The organism is Lactonifactor sp. BIOML-A5, assembly GCF_009677585.1.
GTDB lineage: Bacteria > Bacillota > Clostridia > Lachnospirales > Lachnospiraceae > Lactonifactor.
Genome location: NZ_WKYV01000014.1, coordinates 33,536 through 50,708 on the forward strand (window position 1 = coordinate 33,536; position 17,173 = coordinate 50,708).

17 protein-coding genes are annotated in these 17,173 nt (G+C 48.8%); all 17 read right to left on the reverse strand.

Annotated elements, in window-relative coordinates; translation table 11 throughout:
* Entirely contained in the window at window positions 1-174 is a 174-nt protein-coding gene (locus tag GKG41_RS12245) for a cysteine-rich KTR domain-containing protein (protein WP_149889430.1), read from the reverse strand.
* A gap of 81 nt (window positions 175-255) precedes the next feature.
* The gene (locus tag GKG41_RS12250; RefSeq protein WP_243133836.1) at window positions 256-675 is read right to left on the reverse strand and encodes a hypothetical protein; all 420 of its coding nucleotides are present in this window, start codon (window positions 673-675) and stop codon (window positions 256-258) included.
* Window positions 675-1,379 carry an ABC transporter ATP-binding protein gene (locus tag GKG41_RS12255; protein WP_154259020.1) on the reverse strand — a complete coding sequence of 235 codons (705 nt, stop codon included), beginning with the start codon at window positions 1,377-1,379 and terminating at the stop codon, window positions 675-677. The genes GKG41_RS12250 and GKG41_RS12255 overlap by 1 nt, the downstream gene beginning before the upstream one ends.
* Before the next feature lie 40 nt (window positions 1,380-1,419).
* Window positions 1,420-2,682, reverse strand: coding sequence for an FtsX-like permease family protein (locus tag GKG41_RS12260; protein ID WP_154259022.1), 1,263 nt, complete (start codon window positions 2,680-2,682; stop codon window positions 1,420-1,422).
* A 15-nt stretch (window positions 2,683-2,697) separates the two neighbouring features.
* A complete protein-coding gene (locus GKG41_RS12265) occupies window positions 2,698-4,038 on the reverse strand; it encodes an FtsX-like permease family protein (RefSeq protein ID WP_154259024.1) in 1,341 nt (446 codons plus the stop codon).
* A gap of 331 nt (window positions 4,039-4,369) precedes the next feature.
* On the reverse strand, window positions 4,370-5,005 hold the full coding sequence (locus GKG41_RS12270) for a hypothetical protein (protein WP_154259026.1): 636 nt from the start codon (window positions 5,003-5,005) through the stop codon (window positions 4,370-4,372).
* Entirely contained in the window at window positions 5,002-5,763 is a 762-nt protein-coding gene (locus GKG41_RS12275) for a hypothetical protein (RefSeq protein ID WP_149889371.1), read from the reverse strand. Before GKG41_RS12275 ends, GKG41_RS12270 begins: the two co-directional genes overlap by 4 nt.
* On the reverse strand, window positions 5,756-6,634 hold the full coding sequence (locus GKG41_RS12280; RefSeq protein WP_161213486.1) for an ABC transporter ATP-binding protein: 879 nt from the start codon (window positions 6,632-6,634) through the stop codon (window positions 5,756-5,758). Before GKG41_RS12280 ends, GKG41_RS12275 begins: the two co-directional genes overlap by 8 nt.
* A 52-nt stretch (window positions 6,635-6,686) precedes the next feature.
* The gene (locus GKG41_RS12285) at window positions 6,687-7,652 is read right to left on the reverse strand and encodes a M56 family metallopeptidase (protein WP_075877483.1); all 966 of its coding nucleotides are present in this window, start codon (window positions 7,650-7,652) and stop codon (window positions 6,687-6,689) included.
* Window positions 7,636-8,025 (reverse strand): BlaI/MecI/CopY family transcriptional regulator, encoded by a 390-nt coding sequence (locus GKG41_RS12290; protein ID WP_072849258.1) that lies wholly within the window; start codon window positions 8,023-8,025, stop codon window positions 7,636-7,638. The genes GKG41_RS12285 and GKG41_RS12290 overlap by 17 nt, the downstream gene beginning before the upstream one ends.
* A gap of 308 nt (window positions 8,026-8,333) precedes the next feature.
* Window positions 8,334-9,698 (reverse strand): HAMP domain-containing sensor histidine kinase, encoded by a 1,365-nt coding sequence (locus GKG41_RS12295; RefSeq protein ID WP_199884592.1) that lies wholly within the window; start codon window positions 9,696-9,698, stop codon window positions 8,334-8,336.
* A complete protein-coding gene (locus GKG41_RS12300) occupies window positions 9,682-10,356 on the reverse strand; it encodes a response regulator transcription factor (RefSeq protein ID WP_149889477.1) in 675 nt (224 codons plus the stop codon). The genes GKG41_RS12295 and GKG41_RS12300 overlap by 17 nt, the downstream gene beginning before the upstream one ends.
* 233 nt (window positions 10,357-10,589) lie before the next feature.
* The gene (locus GKG41_RS12305; RefSeq protein ID WP_161213487.1) at window positions 10,590-11,042 is read right to left on the reverse strand and encodes a sigma-70 family RNA polymerase sigma factor; all 453 of its coding nucleotides are present in this window, start codon (window positions 11,040-11,042) and stop codon (window positions 10,590-10,592) included.
* A gap of 472 nt (window positions 11,043-11,514) precedes the next feature.
* Window positions 11,515-11,898 carry a metal-dependent transcriptional regulator gene (locus GKG41_RS12310; RefSeq protein WP_149888172.1) on the reverse strand — a complete coding sequence of 128 codons (384 nt, stop codon included), beginning with the start codon at window positions 11,896-11,898 and terminating at the stop codon, window positions 11,515-11,517.
* Window positions 11,899-11,952: 54 nt separating this feature from the next.
* Window positions 11,953-13,698 (reverse strand): ABC transporter ATP-binding protein, encoded by a 1,746-nt coding sequence (locus tag GKG41_RS12315; protein ID WP_154259027.1) that lies wholly within the window; start codon window positions 13,696-13,698, stop codon window positions 11,953-11,955.
* Window positions 13,695-15,452 (reverse strand): ABC transporter ATP-binding protein, encoded by a 1,758-nt coding sequence (locus GKG41_RS12320; protein WP_154259100.1) that lies wholly within the window; start codon window positions 15,450-15,452, stop codon window positions 13,695-13,697. The genes GKG41_RS12315 and GKG41_RS12320 overlap by 4 nt, the downstream gene beginning before the upstream one ends.
* Before the next feature lie 72 nt (window positions 15,453-15,524).
* Entirely contained in the window at window positions 15,525-17,150 is a 1,626-nt protein-coding gene (locus GKG41_RS12325; RefSeq protein ID WP_154259029.1) for an ABC transporter substrate-binding protein, read from the reverse strand.
* Window positions 17,151-17,173: the final 23 nt, after the last annotated feature.

A 17,173-nucleotide genomic window follows, 5' to 3' on the forward strand; every position in this document is an offset into this window, starting at 1 on the left:
CTATGCGTCTGGCTCTTTGATGACAACGATATGTAATTGTTTCGCCTGGATTAAGCTCTCTCGTTTGCACTTTGGGCAGTAGAGAGGATAATTGACTAAAACCGTATCCTCCCTGATTCGATCACGGGTTTTATTCCCGCAGACGGGACAATAAACCCACTCTGTTTGCTGCATGGGAATCACCTCCATTCTCCTGTTTTCAAGACATGGCCGAGGGCTTGCTGCTCTGCAAGCCCGCCGGCGTGTCTTTTTTATTTATTCTCCCTTTTCCCGGAATCCCCAAGCCTCAAAATCTGTATCGTCCTCCTCCGGTTCCACCTCTTCCGTAAAAGTGGAGCCGGTGGCCTCTGCCGGGGGATTGAGCATATAAGGCGCGACCTGTACCGGCGCTTCGCTCTGAATCGCCAGCACCCTGCGGGCAGCCTTGCCGCAAAACACCATGGCGGCGGCAAAGGAGAAATACTGCACACAGCTTGCAAGATAGAGATTCACAATGGCCAGTTCATTTCCCTGCACAGGGACACCCTGCTCAAGCTGCCGGGAAATGTTTTGGTGGCAGGCTGCCAGGGAAACAAAAGCCGTAATCAGCAGCACCACCGCAAGCACATAAAATACTGCGGAAAGGATAGCCCCTTTTTTCGAGGGCTTTGTGATTGGATTGCTGTCCATCTCCATCAATGCGCCCTCCTTTCACTGCGGGGAGCGTTGTTTCTGCGGGATTGGGACTGGGCGGCTCCATCTTGAACGCGCTCCAGCACCTGCAGCTCACCCTTTTTCAGCCGGAATACCACATCAGCCTGCTTCGCCAGCTCGTTGGAGTGAGTAACGACCACCACACACTTGTTCATCTTGTGGGCGCTCTCTTTAAGAATTTCCGTGATGTCCTGGGCGGTGTCCTCGTCCAGATTGCCGGTAGGCTCGTCCGCAAGAATCACCGGGGCCTCGCTTGCCAGGGCACGGGCGATGGCCACACGCTGCTGCTGGCCGCCGGAGAGTTTTAGCACATTGCGCTTGGCTTCCTCTTTCGTCAGGCCCAGACGCTCCAGAATTGGCAGCGGCGGCAGCTTGGAAGTCAGCGACACATTCTCTGCGGGGGTCAAGTAGTCGATCAGGTTGTACGCCTGGAAAATAAACGCCACATGGTTTTTCCGGTGGTCGGAAAGCCCCGTCTTGGCAATGTCCTGCCCATCGAAGTAAATCTGGCCGCTGCCGGGGCTGTCCAGGCCGCCGATCAGGGAGAGCAGGGTGGTTTTGCCGCAGCCGGAAGGCCCAAGGATGGCGTAGAGTTTGCCCTGTTCCATTTCGGCGTTGACGCCTTTTAAGACTTTCTTTTTATTATCGTAGGAATATCCCACTTGTTTGATTTCCATAATACTCATAGTGATTACCTCATTTCGTTATTTTAGGGGGTGGATGTTCTTACTCCATCTGAGACAAAATCTGCTTGGGCTTCAACCGCAGGGTCGAAATGCTGGACACCAGCACTGCCGCCACCAGCAAAATGCCGCCCACGATAGCTACCAGCATAAAGTGCTCCGGCGTAACGATGACATTCTCCGCCGCCTTGCCGAACAGCGTACCCAGGGTGCCAGCTACTTGCTTGCTGGAGAGGTAGGCCAGCGGGAAAGCCACCACCGCAATCAGCAGGGTTTCCAATACATACTGGAGAATGACCGCAGGCTTGGCGATACCCACCGCCAGTAAAATGCCGGTTTCCCGTTTCCGGCTGCGGATGGACATGGAGAGAATGAGGATAATCAAAACCATGCTCACAGCGGTAATGACAATGATGAGGGTGGTAATCAGGGTGCCGGTGTCAGAAAGGGCGCTGGAAATATTCTGATACACCTCGTCATTGGCGGTGATTTTGTAGTTGTTCCAGTTGATAGAGGAAATGCTCTGCACTTCCTGAATCACATTCTCTAATTGGGCGGCGTCCGTGACATAGTAGTAGGCTTCGGAAATGCCCTCGCCATCTTCGCCCCAGCCCTTAATCAGGCCCTCGGCTGCGTCCATGCTGCAAAAAACATAGCTGGAATAGGCGTAATAGGACGCATCATCATACATATTCACTTGGTCGTTCTTATCCGCCACCACATCGAAGATACCCACAATCTCCATATCCACTTCCGGGGTGTTATTCTCCGGGTAGTAAACGCCTGTCAAGGTGTCCCCAACCTTCAGCCCGTTCCACTCAGCTAGTTCCCGGCTGATAATAATGCTATTGGTCATATCATCGGTGATGTGGGTGCCTTCCACCAGTTCAAACCGGCCCGACAGAAACAGCTCATGGTATTGGGAATTGTAGGAGCCGTAGTTGTAGAAGCTGTAATTCTCATGGGCCAGTTCCTCGCCCTTATCATTGAAGATACGGGGCAGGGTAATCAAAGTGGCGTCATACCCCGCAATGCCATCCACTGCGGCAATCTGCTGGATCATGTCCTCGGACATAAATTCCTGTGTGCTGTAATTACCGTTCCAGCCGCCCGTAGAGATGTCTCGCTCCACCGTGAAGCTGGCCCCGGTGGTTCCCCGGACTTCCTCAGCCTGTTCTTCCTGTGCGTCAGCTATGGCAAGGCCGGACAGCACCAAAGTGGTAATGGCCAGGAGCAAACAGAACACCAGCAGTGTCTTTTTCCACTTTCGTGCGCTATAAAAAATCGCCCGTATTCCTAAATTCATATCGCCTGCACCTCCTTAACTCATCTGCGATAAAATACTCTTGGGCTTCATCTTCATGATCGGGTAGGCCGCCAGTGCGGTAGAGGCCACACACAGCACCATGCCGAAAGCCCACACCAGTGCGTAATCCTCGGCGGAAACAGCCACCTCAATCTCGGCAAGGCCCAAATCCTCGGTGGGTTCTTCTTCCGCAGCTTCGCTTTCCCCGGTCAAGTTCACCGTTTCATAGGTTTCGCTTGTCACCTGGGAGAGCAGGCTGCTCCCGATCTGATGGGAAATGGCTGTGCTGGTTCCAAAGGAAATCACCAGGGCGATGGCCGCCACAAGGATCACTTCCAGCAGGTATTGCAGCAGCACCGAGCCTTTGGAAATGCCCATGGCCAGATAGACGCCGGTTTCATGGATTCGCCCACGGAGCCGCAGCGTCAGGAACAGGGCCAGCACCAGGAAACAGATCACCGATACCACAGCGATGGCGATAAAGACGATGTTCTGCAAGCCCTCCAGGGATTCCTTGGCGTTTTGATAGTCGTTGTCGTAGCGGGTCAGGGTGCAGCTTTCCCAATCCACGCCTTCCAGTTCCTGCACATCGGTCATAATGCGCTCCAGTTCGTCCGGGTCGTTCACATAAAAATCCCCGTATTGGACATTGGTGGTTCCCTCGGTGCCGTAGAGCAGGAAAGAGGCGGTGGAGAGGTCGGTGAAAACGATATTGTCGTAAAGGTCATAGGACGGGGCCATGCCGATGGAATCCTGTTCCTCGGTATTGGTGAAGATCCCGGCCACCGTCACGGGGATAGTCTTATCTTTGTCCTCCACATTCCCCAGCAGCATGGTGTCGCCCACAGACAAGCCGTTGCGCTGGGCGAATTTCTCGTGGATCAACACCTGGCTGCCGGTTTCGGTAGTGATGGGGCTGCCCTCCACCATCTCAAAGCCGCCATCGGTGAAATAGCTGTCCTCCTGGGAATTGGAGTTTGCCACTACCCGTCCGGCGTTCTCATAGCCATCCGGCACCTGGGCAGCGCCCTCGGTGTTGATCGTAAGACCGTTCCCGTCTGCGTCAAAATAAGTAGCATAGGTATAGGAGCGCAGGGTGTACCTGCCGCTCAAGCCATCCACATCAAGAATCTGGCTCACCGTATCCTCCGGGATGCCGTTTTCCAGCGTCTTGGCGTTGATGGTGAAATAGCCCAGCAGGGCTTTTTTAATATTGGCGTTGGCTGTTTCCGTGGCCGATTGGATGGAAAGGCAGGTCAGCATCAGCGTGGCCATGACCAGCAGAAACGCCAGCAATGTGAGGGTCTTGCCCTTTTTGCGGATGGAATACAGGCAGGCCCGTTTGCACAAGTTCATGTCTGAGCCACCTCATTTCCTTCGAGTAAAACCAGTGGGTTCACTTGTGTACCTCCTAACGTAGTTTTTCGCCGGGGCCGTGTTACCGCCCCGGTGGTGCTCCCGTCTGCTGGGAACACCCTTATGGTACACTACGAAGGTGGAGTTGAGGTGGAGTTGAGATATTTTTTAGGTGGAGTTGGCGATAAGGTGTAAAAAAATCGGCGGCCTTGATTTATTCAAAGCCGCCGTATAGTCAAACGTAGGACGTGACGATTACCTGCTGAGCAACGGCTTTTTTCTTTTCCCGTCTGGCGGGGCAGATAAAAACGATATTTATTTTTCTTACACCTCAATCAATCCTTTTGCATTTCCAGTAAATAACACACCATAAAAATAGACCTGCCAAAGTAATAATTCCTTTGTTCCATAGCCAAATATTATTTTGATCTCCGGCAAATCGGATAAACAAGTAGACATATTCTAACCCAGGAAATCTTAACAGGCTTCGTGTCAATAAGATTATCAGCCATATAACCCCACAAACTAATGTTGCAATATGTTCTTGCCTACATATAATTCCTAACAAGGCACACAGCGACGATAAAAAGAATGTTGGTGGGAAATACAGCACAATCAATTCCCATATTGGCATTTCGTATCGCACAACTGACGCGCCTGCCATGCTAAAAACCGCGAATAAGCTGGATATTGCGAAAGCGATTATGTAACGTAACAATACCCATTTGAAAAGAGATTTACTTTGTGCGGCAATAATATCAAAATTACTGTCTGCTCTTGTCTTTCCCCATTCACCAACAACGATTGTCACAAAAAACGGGAATACCACTTCAAAGCTGACCGGGTAAAAATCAAGCAGATCTCCGGCTATGATAGAAAGAACAATCATCGCAACCGTAAAGGTCACTGATACAATAAAGAAATTTATCCCGAAAATTTTTACTTCGCTTTCAATTTGCGCTATCATTCTGACCTCCAAAACTTGTGTTTCAAAAACAGCAGGCTACCACACACAAGACCGCTTCCTACAAGGAAAAATCCATTTGCAATAACGCTTCCCATATCAACAAACGGCCATCTCGGATGCACCCATATCAAACGGACTAAATCGCCGGAAGTAATCAAGTAAAACGGCATTGCCTCTGCCGAGCCTACATAGGTGGCATTAAACCCAAACAATATTGCAGCCAGAATATAGAATAAGCGAATGTCAATCATCCCCGGCAAGGCAATCGAGCAAAAGCTGACAAATAAGCTCACTGGAACTAAAGAAACAAAGATTGCTTTTACCAACGGGACAATACATTCAATCCGGGAAATTTCAAACGGCGCAGCAATAAAATAAATTGTCGTGTTAAGTAAAAGAAAAATACACTGCATGGAGAAAACATGTAGAAATCCGCCCAACAGCTTTCCCAACACATATTGCCATTTTCGTAAGGCCGATGACATCAGCAAAGATTTCATTCCTGTCTTAGTATCTATCGGAATACGTCCTGCCAATAAGAACATCAGACCGAACAATAAAACAAGGCTGTCGAGGCTCACAATCCGATAAACAAAGTATGCTGGCTCATTCAAAAACTCCAACCGAGCTAAATTCCCAGCAGAGGGGAAATTGTCAAGTAAAGAAAGTGCCGTCGCTACAAGAAGTACACCCCATGTAACCAGACGCTTGAACTGCATTTTATATTCATAATGGAGAACAGAAAACATTTTACGCATGGGCTTTCCCTCCCATACAATACACATAAGCATCTTCCAAAGTCGCCGTGACAGGTGTGGCCTGTGAGAAAAGCCCGCTTTCGTCCATTATTCGCGCAGTCAATCCGTGGCTCTCGTATGTCGTCGACAATACTACAGATTTCTTTTGAAGCTCGATAAGCTGGTTTTCATTTTCTAAATGTAGGATTTTTACCTTATCTTTTACCCGTTCTAATAGGGCGGCAGATGTACCTGCATAAAATAGATGCCCTTTCCGCAGAACAGCAAGTTCTTCGCATAGCTGGTGAATATCTTCGACAATATGCGTAGAGAGCAAAACGGTGCGGCCCTCTCTTGCATATCTTGACAATAGGCCGCGGAACCTCACCCGTTCTTCTGGATCAAGACCGGCTGTCGGTTCGTCAACAACAAGAATTTGAGGATTGCCAATCAGCGCCTGCGCGATGCCAACCCTCCGTTTCATGCCGCCGGAAAGCTGCCCTATTTTGCGTTTGGAAAATTCCAGCATTTCAACTTGCTCCAACACGCTACTGACAGCTTTTTTGTTATGAATGCCTTTGAGTTCTGCCATGTAATTTACAAAGTCAAATACAGAAAGAGAGGGGTACATGGCAAGTTCCTGTGGCAAATACCCAATCCTTGCTCTGACCTCATTTCCCTGTTTCACGGTATCAAAACCGCAAATGCGGATTATGCCTGCTGATGGGGTTAATACCGTAACCAATGCCTTCATCAGCGTAGTTTTTCCGGCACCATTGTGTCCCAACAGGCCAAAAACACCGCTGCCAACACGAAAGCTGACATCATCAAGGGCGGTCACGCCGCTCTTGTATTTTTTAGTAATGTGACTAATCTCAATGTTTGTATTCATACGCTCCTCCATTTAACTACAATCGTAGATTTATAGACTTTAATGATACGGGTTACTCATTGTAACCCGCACCATATTCTGTACCAGTATTATAGGCCGGATAAGGATAGAAATGTTCTCTGCTGAATTGTACGGAAAAAGCAACCGTAAGTATCAGAGAAACAGCCAGAATAGCCGTTATCATCCTGTCCCTGATCTTTGATGATTTTGTGGTGATCCGTTTGATTCTACGTTTTGTCAACACAAAACTGAGTGCGCCAATCCCTTTACCGGGTTTTGTAGCTTGAACCGTAGACAGTTCCAGCAGTCGGATAATAGCCGCAGCATATTCTGTTTCTGTGACTTTTCCCTGCGAAAATTTTAAGGCATTGCAATCGCAATCCGTTTCACAATGTAGTGAAAAATCTCCTTTAGCAATCCACGCAAAAGGGTTGAGCCAGTTTAATATGCAAACATAATCATAGATACGCTCCAAAAGAATATGTTTCCGCTTAATATGGGTCAACTCATGGATAAAGACAGCGGATAATTCGCCATCGGTCAGCTTTTCTATAACTGTTTTGCTCATGATAATTGCTGGGCGGATTGCGCCGGTAACGCAAATGGGGTTATCCAAAGTCCCCCAATATAGTGCAGGCACTTTTTTTAAGCCGACAATTTCCGCACATTGTAAGCAAAGAGCATTTAGACGCTCAGTGCTACATATCTGGTATCCTTTCAATGCCCGCTTTGCCATTATAGAGCGTATCGTATCATAGACGAAAAGAATACCGCACCCACACACCCATACCCAACAGGCAATATAAAATCCATTTAACCATTCCTGTGTTTCTGGTGATATGAGAAACACATCCGGTGAAAGGAATGGAACGCAAAAAAGGATCATACCGCAAAGCGGAAACCATAGCGGCAGCGTACAACGCAGAATGTGATTGATAAAAAGAGATAAAACACAAAATATACCGCCAATAGCAGATACAAAAATAATCGCATTGAAAATGTTACCGAGTATCTGCATCTGTTTTCTCCTGCTGCTCGATCAAGCTCTTTAGCTCATGCAATTCATCAGACGAAAGATTGCCGTTTTTGACAAATCCCATTACCATCTTAGACAGGGAACCATCATATACGCGGCTTAGAAAACTGCGGCTTTCCGCAAGCTGGCATTCACTTTCTGATACTGCTGGATAATATAAGTATCCCTTTCCTTGACGTTTTGTAGTCAATGCTCCTTTTTTTACCAAACGGGCAAGGTATGTTTGAATAGTCGTCTTGCTCCAACCTGTTTCTTTTAACCTGTCTAATATTTCGGGAAGTGTTTGTGGAGAATTACTCCAAACAATCTTCATTACTCGCCACTCTGACTCTGAAATAGAAAGTTGCTGCTCCATAAAGCGCCTCCTTTGATTGATGCTGTGTAGTTTATTCTATTATAGCATTGGAACTACATAGTGTCAACCATTGCATAGAATATCTATACGTAAAATTAAACGGAAAATTATGCCTGTCTACGCATTTAAGCCACTGAAAAGCCCGCTATTTCGGGGTTTCCCGGCATGGTCGATGGACAAGGCAGGACAGATTATCTAATCCTCGCCAGAGAGCGCTTCTAAATCTGTAGGGAAATCCATAAAACGTTGGGCATGGTAACTGTTAGCTACACACCCAACGCTTTTTTTCATAAGAGTTTATAGTGCCATCACCACAAAAACGCCGTAAACTTCACGCCGTTTTCCGTATTAACCATGTTGTGGATGATTTCGTGGTGGTCCAGGATGGTTTTAGTGATATACAGCCCCAGGCCACTGCCGCCGCTGTTCCGGTTCCGGGATTTGTCCACCCGGTAGAAAGGAGTGAAGATACGCTCCAAATCTTCCTCAGCAATGTGGACGCCGGTATTCTCCACGGAAAACACCTCGTCCTTTTGGATGACAGTAATCACCGCGCCCACCGGCGAATAGGCCACGGCATTTCCGATCACATTGGTGAACACCTTCTCCATAAGCCGCCTGTCCCCCTGGTAGTGGTATTCCGGCTGGATGTCCATGCGAAGCTCGATCTGTTTATCTTCCATCCGGCCACGGAACTGCTGGCAGACCTTTCGCAGCATTTGGCTGATGTCCAGGTCGGTGCGCTCCAGATGGAAATCGCTGCCGCCCATCCGCGCCGCCGACAAAATCTCCTTGACCAGCGCCTCCATGTCATTGGTGGTTTTCATGCACCGGCGCAGATAAGTATCCCGGTCTTTGTATTCGCCCACCTGATAGATCATGCCCTCCAGTTGCCCCTTGATGATGGCAATGGGGGTTTTCAGCTCATGGGACACGGCGGTAAAAAATTCCACGCGCTGCTTTTCCTGTTCTCGTTCTCGCTCAATATCTTTCTTCAACTGCCAGTTTGCCGAGCGCAAACTGGCCAGCGCATTGCTGAGCTGCTCCGCCATCTCGTTCAGGCTGGCGGCCAGCACGCCGATCTCGTCATTTCGGTTGACTTCACACTTCCAGGTCATATCCAAGGTGGTCATCCGCTTTGCCACGTTGCTGATACTGACCAGCGGCTTGGAGTAGTACCGGGAACAAACCACCGCCCCAATGACGGAAATCAACAGAATCACAACGGCTATAAAGGGGATGAGCTTCAGCAGGATGTCATAGGACTGCGCCACCGCGACAAGGGCGGCATTGGCAAATACATGGTAAGTTTGCCCGCCTTGCTGGAATGTAGCAGAACAGCTCATAGAGGGAGCAGAAGTGTCCATGTTCTCCATGTCGGCAAAATTCACGGAGAACAGATTATTCCCATAATTATCGTTGACTTCCACCGAGGCGTTGTTCGTCATGGAAAATTCCATCAGACTGTCCGAACTGGCCTCCCAGCCATTCCGCTCCAGAACTTCCACCAAGTCATAAAAATCGGAAGTGACCTGTCCCTCCAGTTCCGTATGGTAATTTCTCGGCAGGAAAATCATCACCATGCCGTAAATGATAATGCAACAGACCACCAGCAGCGCCAGCATACTGAGGAAGGTTTTGGCCTGAATGCTTTGACTAATCTTCCTTCTCAATTTTATATCCCGCCCCTCTCATGGTTTCTATGTAGTCCACACCCAGCTTTTTACGGATGTTCTTGATGTGGGTATTCACGATTTTTTCATCGCCAATATAGTCGTAGCCCCAAACCGTGTCCAGCAGCCTTTCCCTGGACACCACCCGGCCCTGGTTCTCCAGAAGGAGCTTCAAAATCTCAAATTCCCTGGTGGTAAGGGAAACGCTTTCTGTTCCCACAAGGACGGTAAGGCTGTCCGTGTCCACCGTGATTTCCTTATAGCGGATCACGTTATTGGGCGCAGCGCCGCCCTGTTCAGCCCGGCGCAGCACCGCTTCGATATGCTTCATCACAACCGGCATGGAAAAGGGCTTGGTGATATAATCATCTGCCAGGGCGTCAAAGCCCTTCATCTGGCTGTCGTCATCATCCAATGCGGTGAGCATGATGATGGGAACCCGGCTCTCCTTCCGCAGGATCTCACACACGGCAAAGCCGTCAATTTTCGGGAGCATTAAATCCAGAAGCACCAGGTCGGGATTGTTCGCCCGGAACTGTTCGATCCCGTCCAGGCCATCAGCAGCCAGGACCACCGTGTAGCCTGCGTCCTCCAGGAACGCCTTGATAATATTCTGAATGGATTCTTCATCCTCTATAATCAAAATCATTTTTGACATTGCTTGCACCTCCAAAGATAGTGTAGCATACAAAGGTGGAGTTTAGGTGGAGAAGGGGGCTTTTTTTGAAAAATCCCTCTGTTCATATTATACCTGAACTACAATGCCAGAAAAAGTGTGCGAATTTGAATTTTGTATATCCTCATAGCACGAGATTGTATGACAGGCTGTTTCTATTTGAGGAAGTCAAAAATGCCCCTCACCCAACAATATCCAGGTGAGGGGCATTAGATTTAACTCTCCAATAAGAGCTTCAACTTTTTGAGGACCTTTATTTTCCGAACATGAACAGCATTGCGGTACACGCCAAGTTCATCTGCATATTGCCGTTCTGTCTTTTCCTCAAAGAACAGCGCCTGGATCAGCGCACGTTCCTCTGGAGTCAGCAGGGAAAGCGCGGTATGTAGCTTGTCCACTTCCAGCTTGTGAAGCACCACGCTCTCCACACTTTCCTGCTCATCGGAGAATTGCTGGGCATTTTCATCCACCAGCCGGTCCAAAGAATCTTCGCGGCTGGGGATGATCTGCACCACTTGGCCCTCCTTTCCGAGAACGAACCGCTCGGTTTTCAAATCGTTCTCAAAATAGCGCATTTTCCGGTCGCCCTGCATGTAGGCCCGGTACACTTCATCCGTGACCTCGACATATTGGCCGCGAATCCATATTCTTTTTTTATCAGCGTCCACGCTGTTTTACCTCCGATCAGTCTGAATTGCGAGAAATTCAGACTGGTCGGGCGGCCCCCTACAACGTGGGAATGATGGGGTTCCTCTATATAGAAAAACACACCTGCAGAATGGGACAACAGCCCTAACAGCAAGTGCGTTTCTTTTTAGTTCGTGTAAATCATGGCATGATAGTTCAGCGTGAAGGGCATAAAGCCACTGTGAACAGCAAGAGGCTTTTTTAATGGCTTACGCTCTGTCACATTATGTCGAAACGCTTTTTCCTCCACGGCGGCTCCCTCCTAAAGCCGTCGTGTTCGTATCAGCGTATAGGCGTCACTCCTTTGTCGAGGGCATAAGGAACGGCGGCCTTGATGTACTCAAAACCGCCGCAGTACCCTGAAAATCCATTATGGGCGCACGAAGCTACCTGCCCCGCAACGGTTTTTTTCTTTCCCCGTTTAGCGGGGCAGGATAGCTTGTCTTATTCGGTTTATTCTTGCTCTTGTGCGGCTGCCTCTTTCAGCCGTGAAAAGCTCTCATCGCTGATAATGTGTTCAATCCGGCAGGCATCGGCCTCCGCAATCCTGGGGTCAACACCTGCGGCGATAAGCTGCTCGGTAAAAAAGCAATGGCGCTCATAGATTTTTTCGGCAACCTCGCGACCCACATCGGTCAGATGGAGAAAGTGATCCTCGTCCATTGTGAGAAAGCCGCCGTCCCGCAAGGTAGCCACCGCATGGCACACGCTGGGCTTTGACACCTCCATGTGCCGGGCCACATCTACGGAGCGCACCAGACCGCATTTTTTTTGGAGAACAAGGATGGCCTCCAGATAATCTTCACCGGATGCGGTGGTATGTTGCTTTTTCTCCATGTGTTCCTCCCATGCCATTCGTACCAGCAAAGAAAACATATTGGCTCCTTTTTGTTACTGTGTTTTATCACCGGACAGCTTCCAGTTGATTGCCTTTTCTCTAACATTCACAAAATCGGCATAAATGCCGGGCTGCTCCATCAACTCCTGATGTGTACCTCGTTGGACAATTCCGCCGTTTGCAATAACAACAATCTGCTGGGCATTGCGAACCGTTTTCAGCCGATGAGCAATAATGATAACAGTCTTATCTTCTGTTAGTTTCTCAATGGCCTGCTGGAGTTCCGCCTCATTTTCCGGGTCCACACTGCTTGTTGCCTCGTCCAGAATGATGATAGGGGTATCCTTCAAAATAGCCCGCGCAATCGAAATCCGTTGTTTTTCGCCGCCGGATAGAGTAGCGCCGCTCTCGCCAATGACGGTATCATAACCGTTTGGCAGTGCCATGATAAAATCATGGCAACACGCACTCTTTGCAGCTCGGACAACTTCTTCGTGAGTGGCATCCGGTTTACCAAACTTGATGTTGTTCTCAATGCTATCCGCAAAGAGAAAAACATTCTGAAAGACCATGCTGATATTGGAAAGCAAGCTGTCCAGCTTATACTCCCGTATGTCGGTGCCTCCCAGTTTGATACACCCTTCATCTACATCCCAAAAACGAGCAATCAAGCTGCACAATGTCGTTTTACCAGAGCCAGACGGACCGACTATCGCCGTAGTGGTTTTTGCGGGGATCGTCAGATTGACATGGTTCAAAATTCGGTGATCGCCATAAGAAAAGCCAACATCCTGCAATTCAATCGTGGTATCTTTCGGAGTAATATCTTTGCCGGACAAGTCCATTACTGGTGTATCGTCAATAGCGTCCACCTTGTCGATGGAACTTTCGATTAACCGAAGGGCAAAGGACTTTCCTCCCGCGGCCTCCAGTTCGCTGAAAATCAGGAAGGAGGCAACACACATCAGCAGGCAGTACACCAGTGTCATGCTGCTTTGCAGATAGAACAGGATAGAGCAAAACATGATTGCCACACTCGCCAATCGCAAAACAAACAGTTGCACCATTCCGTAAGGTCCGAAAACGGTTTCCAGTTTGGTATTGCGTGCTCGGCTTTCCTCAATGGCCTGTTTCATTTTCTGATTCGATCCGCCACCGAGATTAAAGGACTTTACAATACCCATCCCCTGGATATATTCCAGTGTGGCGCCTACCAAGTCCTCCTGTGCCGCCTGCCGTTTAGGAGATACTTCCTGTGATTTCTTTTGAAGTGCGGAGTTACAGAGCAAAAACAGCGCAATCCCCAGGCAAGCCAGCAGACCAATCCTCCAGTCAAAGAAAAACATCACAATGGTAATAACCGTTACATGGATAAAACCGTGGATTACTGTAATTAGAACCGATGGCGCATTATTCTCCACATCGCTGATTGTCGTGGTGACAGTGGAGGTCAGGTCCCCCAGGCTATGGCTGTTAAAGTAGCCCATCGGCATATACTTCATCCTGTCGCCCACATGGATGCGCTTATCCGCGCACATAAAATAGCCAACTCTTGTTTGTGAAAAGTCTGAAATATAGCTGCAAACGATTTTTCCAATCACCCCTGCCAAAAGAAGCAGAAAAGCGAACAGAATATCCCGCCCTTTGGTTCCTTCCACCAGTTCATTGAGGATCAGAAAAAGAGCGCCGATCTGAAACATATCAAAGATTGAGTGCAGCAGGCTGAACACCACTGACTTTTTCAGAACCCTTTTCCAGCGGCCAGAAAAAGCATAGATTTTCTTTAAGGCAGTAATCATGCCGTTGCACCTCCTTCATCACGGCTCCCAATATGGGCCTGCCACATTTCTTTGTAAAGCGGGCAATTTTGCAGAAGTTCCTCATGTGTTCCGGTTGCCTCGATCCGCCCTTGATTCACCACCACAAGCTGATCTGCGCCTGTCACTGTATAAAGTCGATGAGCGACCATAATCAGAGTCTTGCCCTGTACCAATTTAGAAATAGCCTCTTGAACCAGACTTTCATTCTCAGGGTCAAGGTAAGCTGTTGCCTCATCGAAAATAATAATAGGGGCATCTTTCAGCATGGCTCTGGCGATGGCAATTCGCTGCCGCTCCCCCCCCGACAAGTGGCCGCCTGCACCGCCCACAATCGTGTCATACCCATGCTCCAGACCCATGATGAAGTCATGACAACCGCACTTTCGGGCAACATCTTCTACTTCCTGATCGGTGGCCGACAATCGCCCCATACGGATGTTTTCACGGATACTTTCATCAAAGAGGTAATTATCCTGCGATACATAAGACACATAAGAGGAAAGCTGCGACAGGGGAATCTTCTTCAAATCCACCCCGCCAAGAGTAATCACGCCGGATGTTGCCTCCCAAAAGCCGGTAATCAATTTAGTAATCGTTGACTTGCCAGAACCGGAAGGCCCTACTAAAGCTGTCATCGTTCCAGGTTGTATTGTCAGATTGATATGATCCAATATGGGCTTCGGGTCCTTCAGGTCATAAGAAAAGGAAACATCCTGGAAGTGAATAGACAGGTCGTGAATATCAGCATTGTGGTCCGGCCGCACCATTTCCGGTGCATCCAGCAGATTTCCAACCTCTCCAACAATCGTGCCAAGCTGCGAAATATTGTCAGTAAATTTAATCGCTCCCAAAATCGGGCCGACAATACCCAGGGACAAAATCATAATAGTCAGAAAAACCGGAGCGGACAGGGTTCCATGTTGATACAAAATTGCACCAATGGGAAGAACCGCCAACCAAACACTGGGCCAGATCGTATTGCTCATAGACATAAACAACTGCGTATCCTTCATCCAGTCAACCGCATAACGGGCATCGTCATTGACCGCGTCGGAATACTTCTGATAAGAGTTGGCCGACTGATTGAATGCCTTGATAACCTCAATACCGCCTACATACTCAATAATCGTGGCGTTCATTTTTTGAACCCGTTTCATCAAGCCGGAAAATCGTTCGCTATATCCCCGTGACATTCCCATATAGCACAGAAAACCAATGGGTAGGGTCACAAGAGAAGCCAGTGCCATGCGCCAGTCTAAAATAAACAGATAGACAATAATACACAGCGGGACGAACAGATTCGATGTCATCTCCGGCACCAGATGTGCGAGGATCGGCTCCATGCTCTCTACCCGATCAACGATGACATCCTTGAACCGGCCAGAGGATTGATCCATGATGTAACCCATCGGCACCCGTGAGAGTTTGTCGGCAATTTTAATACGGACTTCTTTCAAAGTCTGGAATGTCGCTGTATGAGATACGGTTGTTGAAAGGGTAGAAAAAAACAGTTTTAGTGTGAAACCAAGCAATATTATGCCGCACCAAAGCGCATAAGTGTTTAGGGCAGTCACGCCATCGATCAGACAGAGCATGATATAAGCGATGGCGAAGTATGGGACCATCCCGCAAGCCACACCTAAGATAGCCAGGATGATGGAGAGCGCGTAGGCTCTCCGATGTGCGCCAGCCAGCTCCCATAACCGCTTGACTGGTGATGGTGTTTGTTTCATCATCTCTCACCCTCCATAAAAGCAATACGGGGCAGTCGGCCCCTCCCGACCACCCCGCATCGCCAAGCTGTGTTATTCTGCCGGAGTGATCTGTGTCACATCCAGGAAAGCATAATCAGAAGCAAAGTTATAATCTGCAATCTTGTCCGTGTTATAGACGATCATATCCATCTGGTGAGTGAGAGGAACATCCAGCACCTGGTCAAGATCTGTATTGATGAGCAGTTCAAACAACTCCCGCAGCCGGGTATCATCGTTGCAGGTCTTAAACTCGCTCAATGCGGAAATAAACTCATCGGAATTATCCAACAGAGGGATGGAAACATCTTCCGGCATCTGAGCCATCATTGCAGAGAACCAGCATTGCGGCATAGCATAGTTGAAGAAACCTGCGGTCATAGCGGTAATATCCCATCCCGTGGGTTCCATATAGCTTGCGTACCATTCCATCTTTTCCATGCTCTTGATCTCAACTTCAATTCCAACTTCTGCAAGCTGGCTCTGGATCAAAGTGGCGATGGAGCCGATGGTGCTGTCATCCGTGGGGCAGGTAAAGACTATATGAAGCGGTGTTCCATCCTTTTCCCGGATTCCGGTGGATTCGTTCATAGCCCATCCTGCCTCGTCAAGAAGCTGATTGGCACGATCCACATTGTAGGTATAATCTATCGTGCCGCAAATATCCGAGTAGGGAGTTCCATCAGGTACAATGGTGTCAGCCACAGGCTCATAGCCATAGGTTAGGCCCTCGGAAATTGCACCTTTGTCAATGGCATACGCCAGGGCCTGCCGCACGCTCAAATCAGCCAGATTCCCATTGAAGTTCAAAATGATATTGCGGATCGTCGAGCCGGAAGGCGCAAACTTGCCCTCAATCCCCTCAATGGCGGTGGCCTGGTTATAGTCCTCATAGCTCAACTCAGCGGAGCCGTAAATCAGGTCAATCTCACCGGTCTGTAATGCCTGCACACGGGAGGCATTGTCAGGAATGTACTTCGCTACGATTTTGTCGTAGTAGGGCTGCTCACCCCAATAGTTTTCGTTGCGGACAAAGGTGGTGTACTGGCCCGCCACATATTCATCATAGACATAAGGACCGGTTCCGGCATAACCGTTGACCGTCTGGAAGTCTCCCTGGGTAATCAGTTTCGGAGAAATCATAGTGCAGACATCCGGCCAGCAAAAATCGTTGATGTATGCAAAGTATGGCGTGTCATAGGTCAGACGGATGGTGTATTCATCCACCGCCTCAATATTGGTATAGTTGACAACACCGGGCAGCGATGCGAAAGACGGGTTGATATGCCAGGACTCAATATTGGCAATCGCTGCCTCTGCATTAAAAGGTTCTCCATCATGGAAGGTCACACCCTGACGTAGATAAAAGGTAAGCTGTGTGCCATCTTCACTCAGTTCCCAATCTTCCGCCAGCACCGGTTGGATCTCCCCATCCACATATTTCACAAGACCCTCATAAAGCAGTTTCTGAGTGGGGCGGTTATCCGCAATCATATAGAGGGGAGAAAGGGTTGTTGTTTCGCCAATCGTGGCGATGTTCAAGACCTTTTCGCTCGTTTCCGTTCCGCTTGTTTCATCTGCGGTGTCGCTGTTGCTGGGGGTTCCGCCGCAGCCGGCAAGCAGACCCATACACATAACAGCGGCAAGAGCGAGGCCCAAAACACGTTTGGTTCGTTTCATCTCGTTTCGTTCCTTTCTGTGAT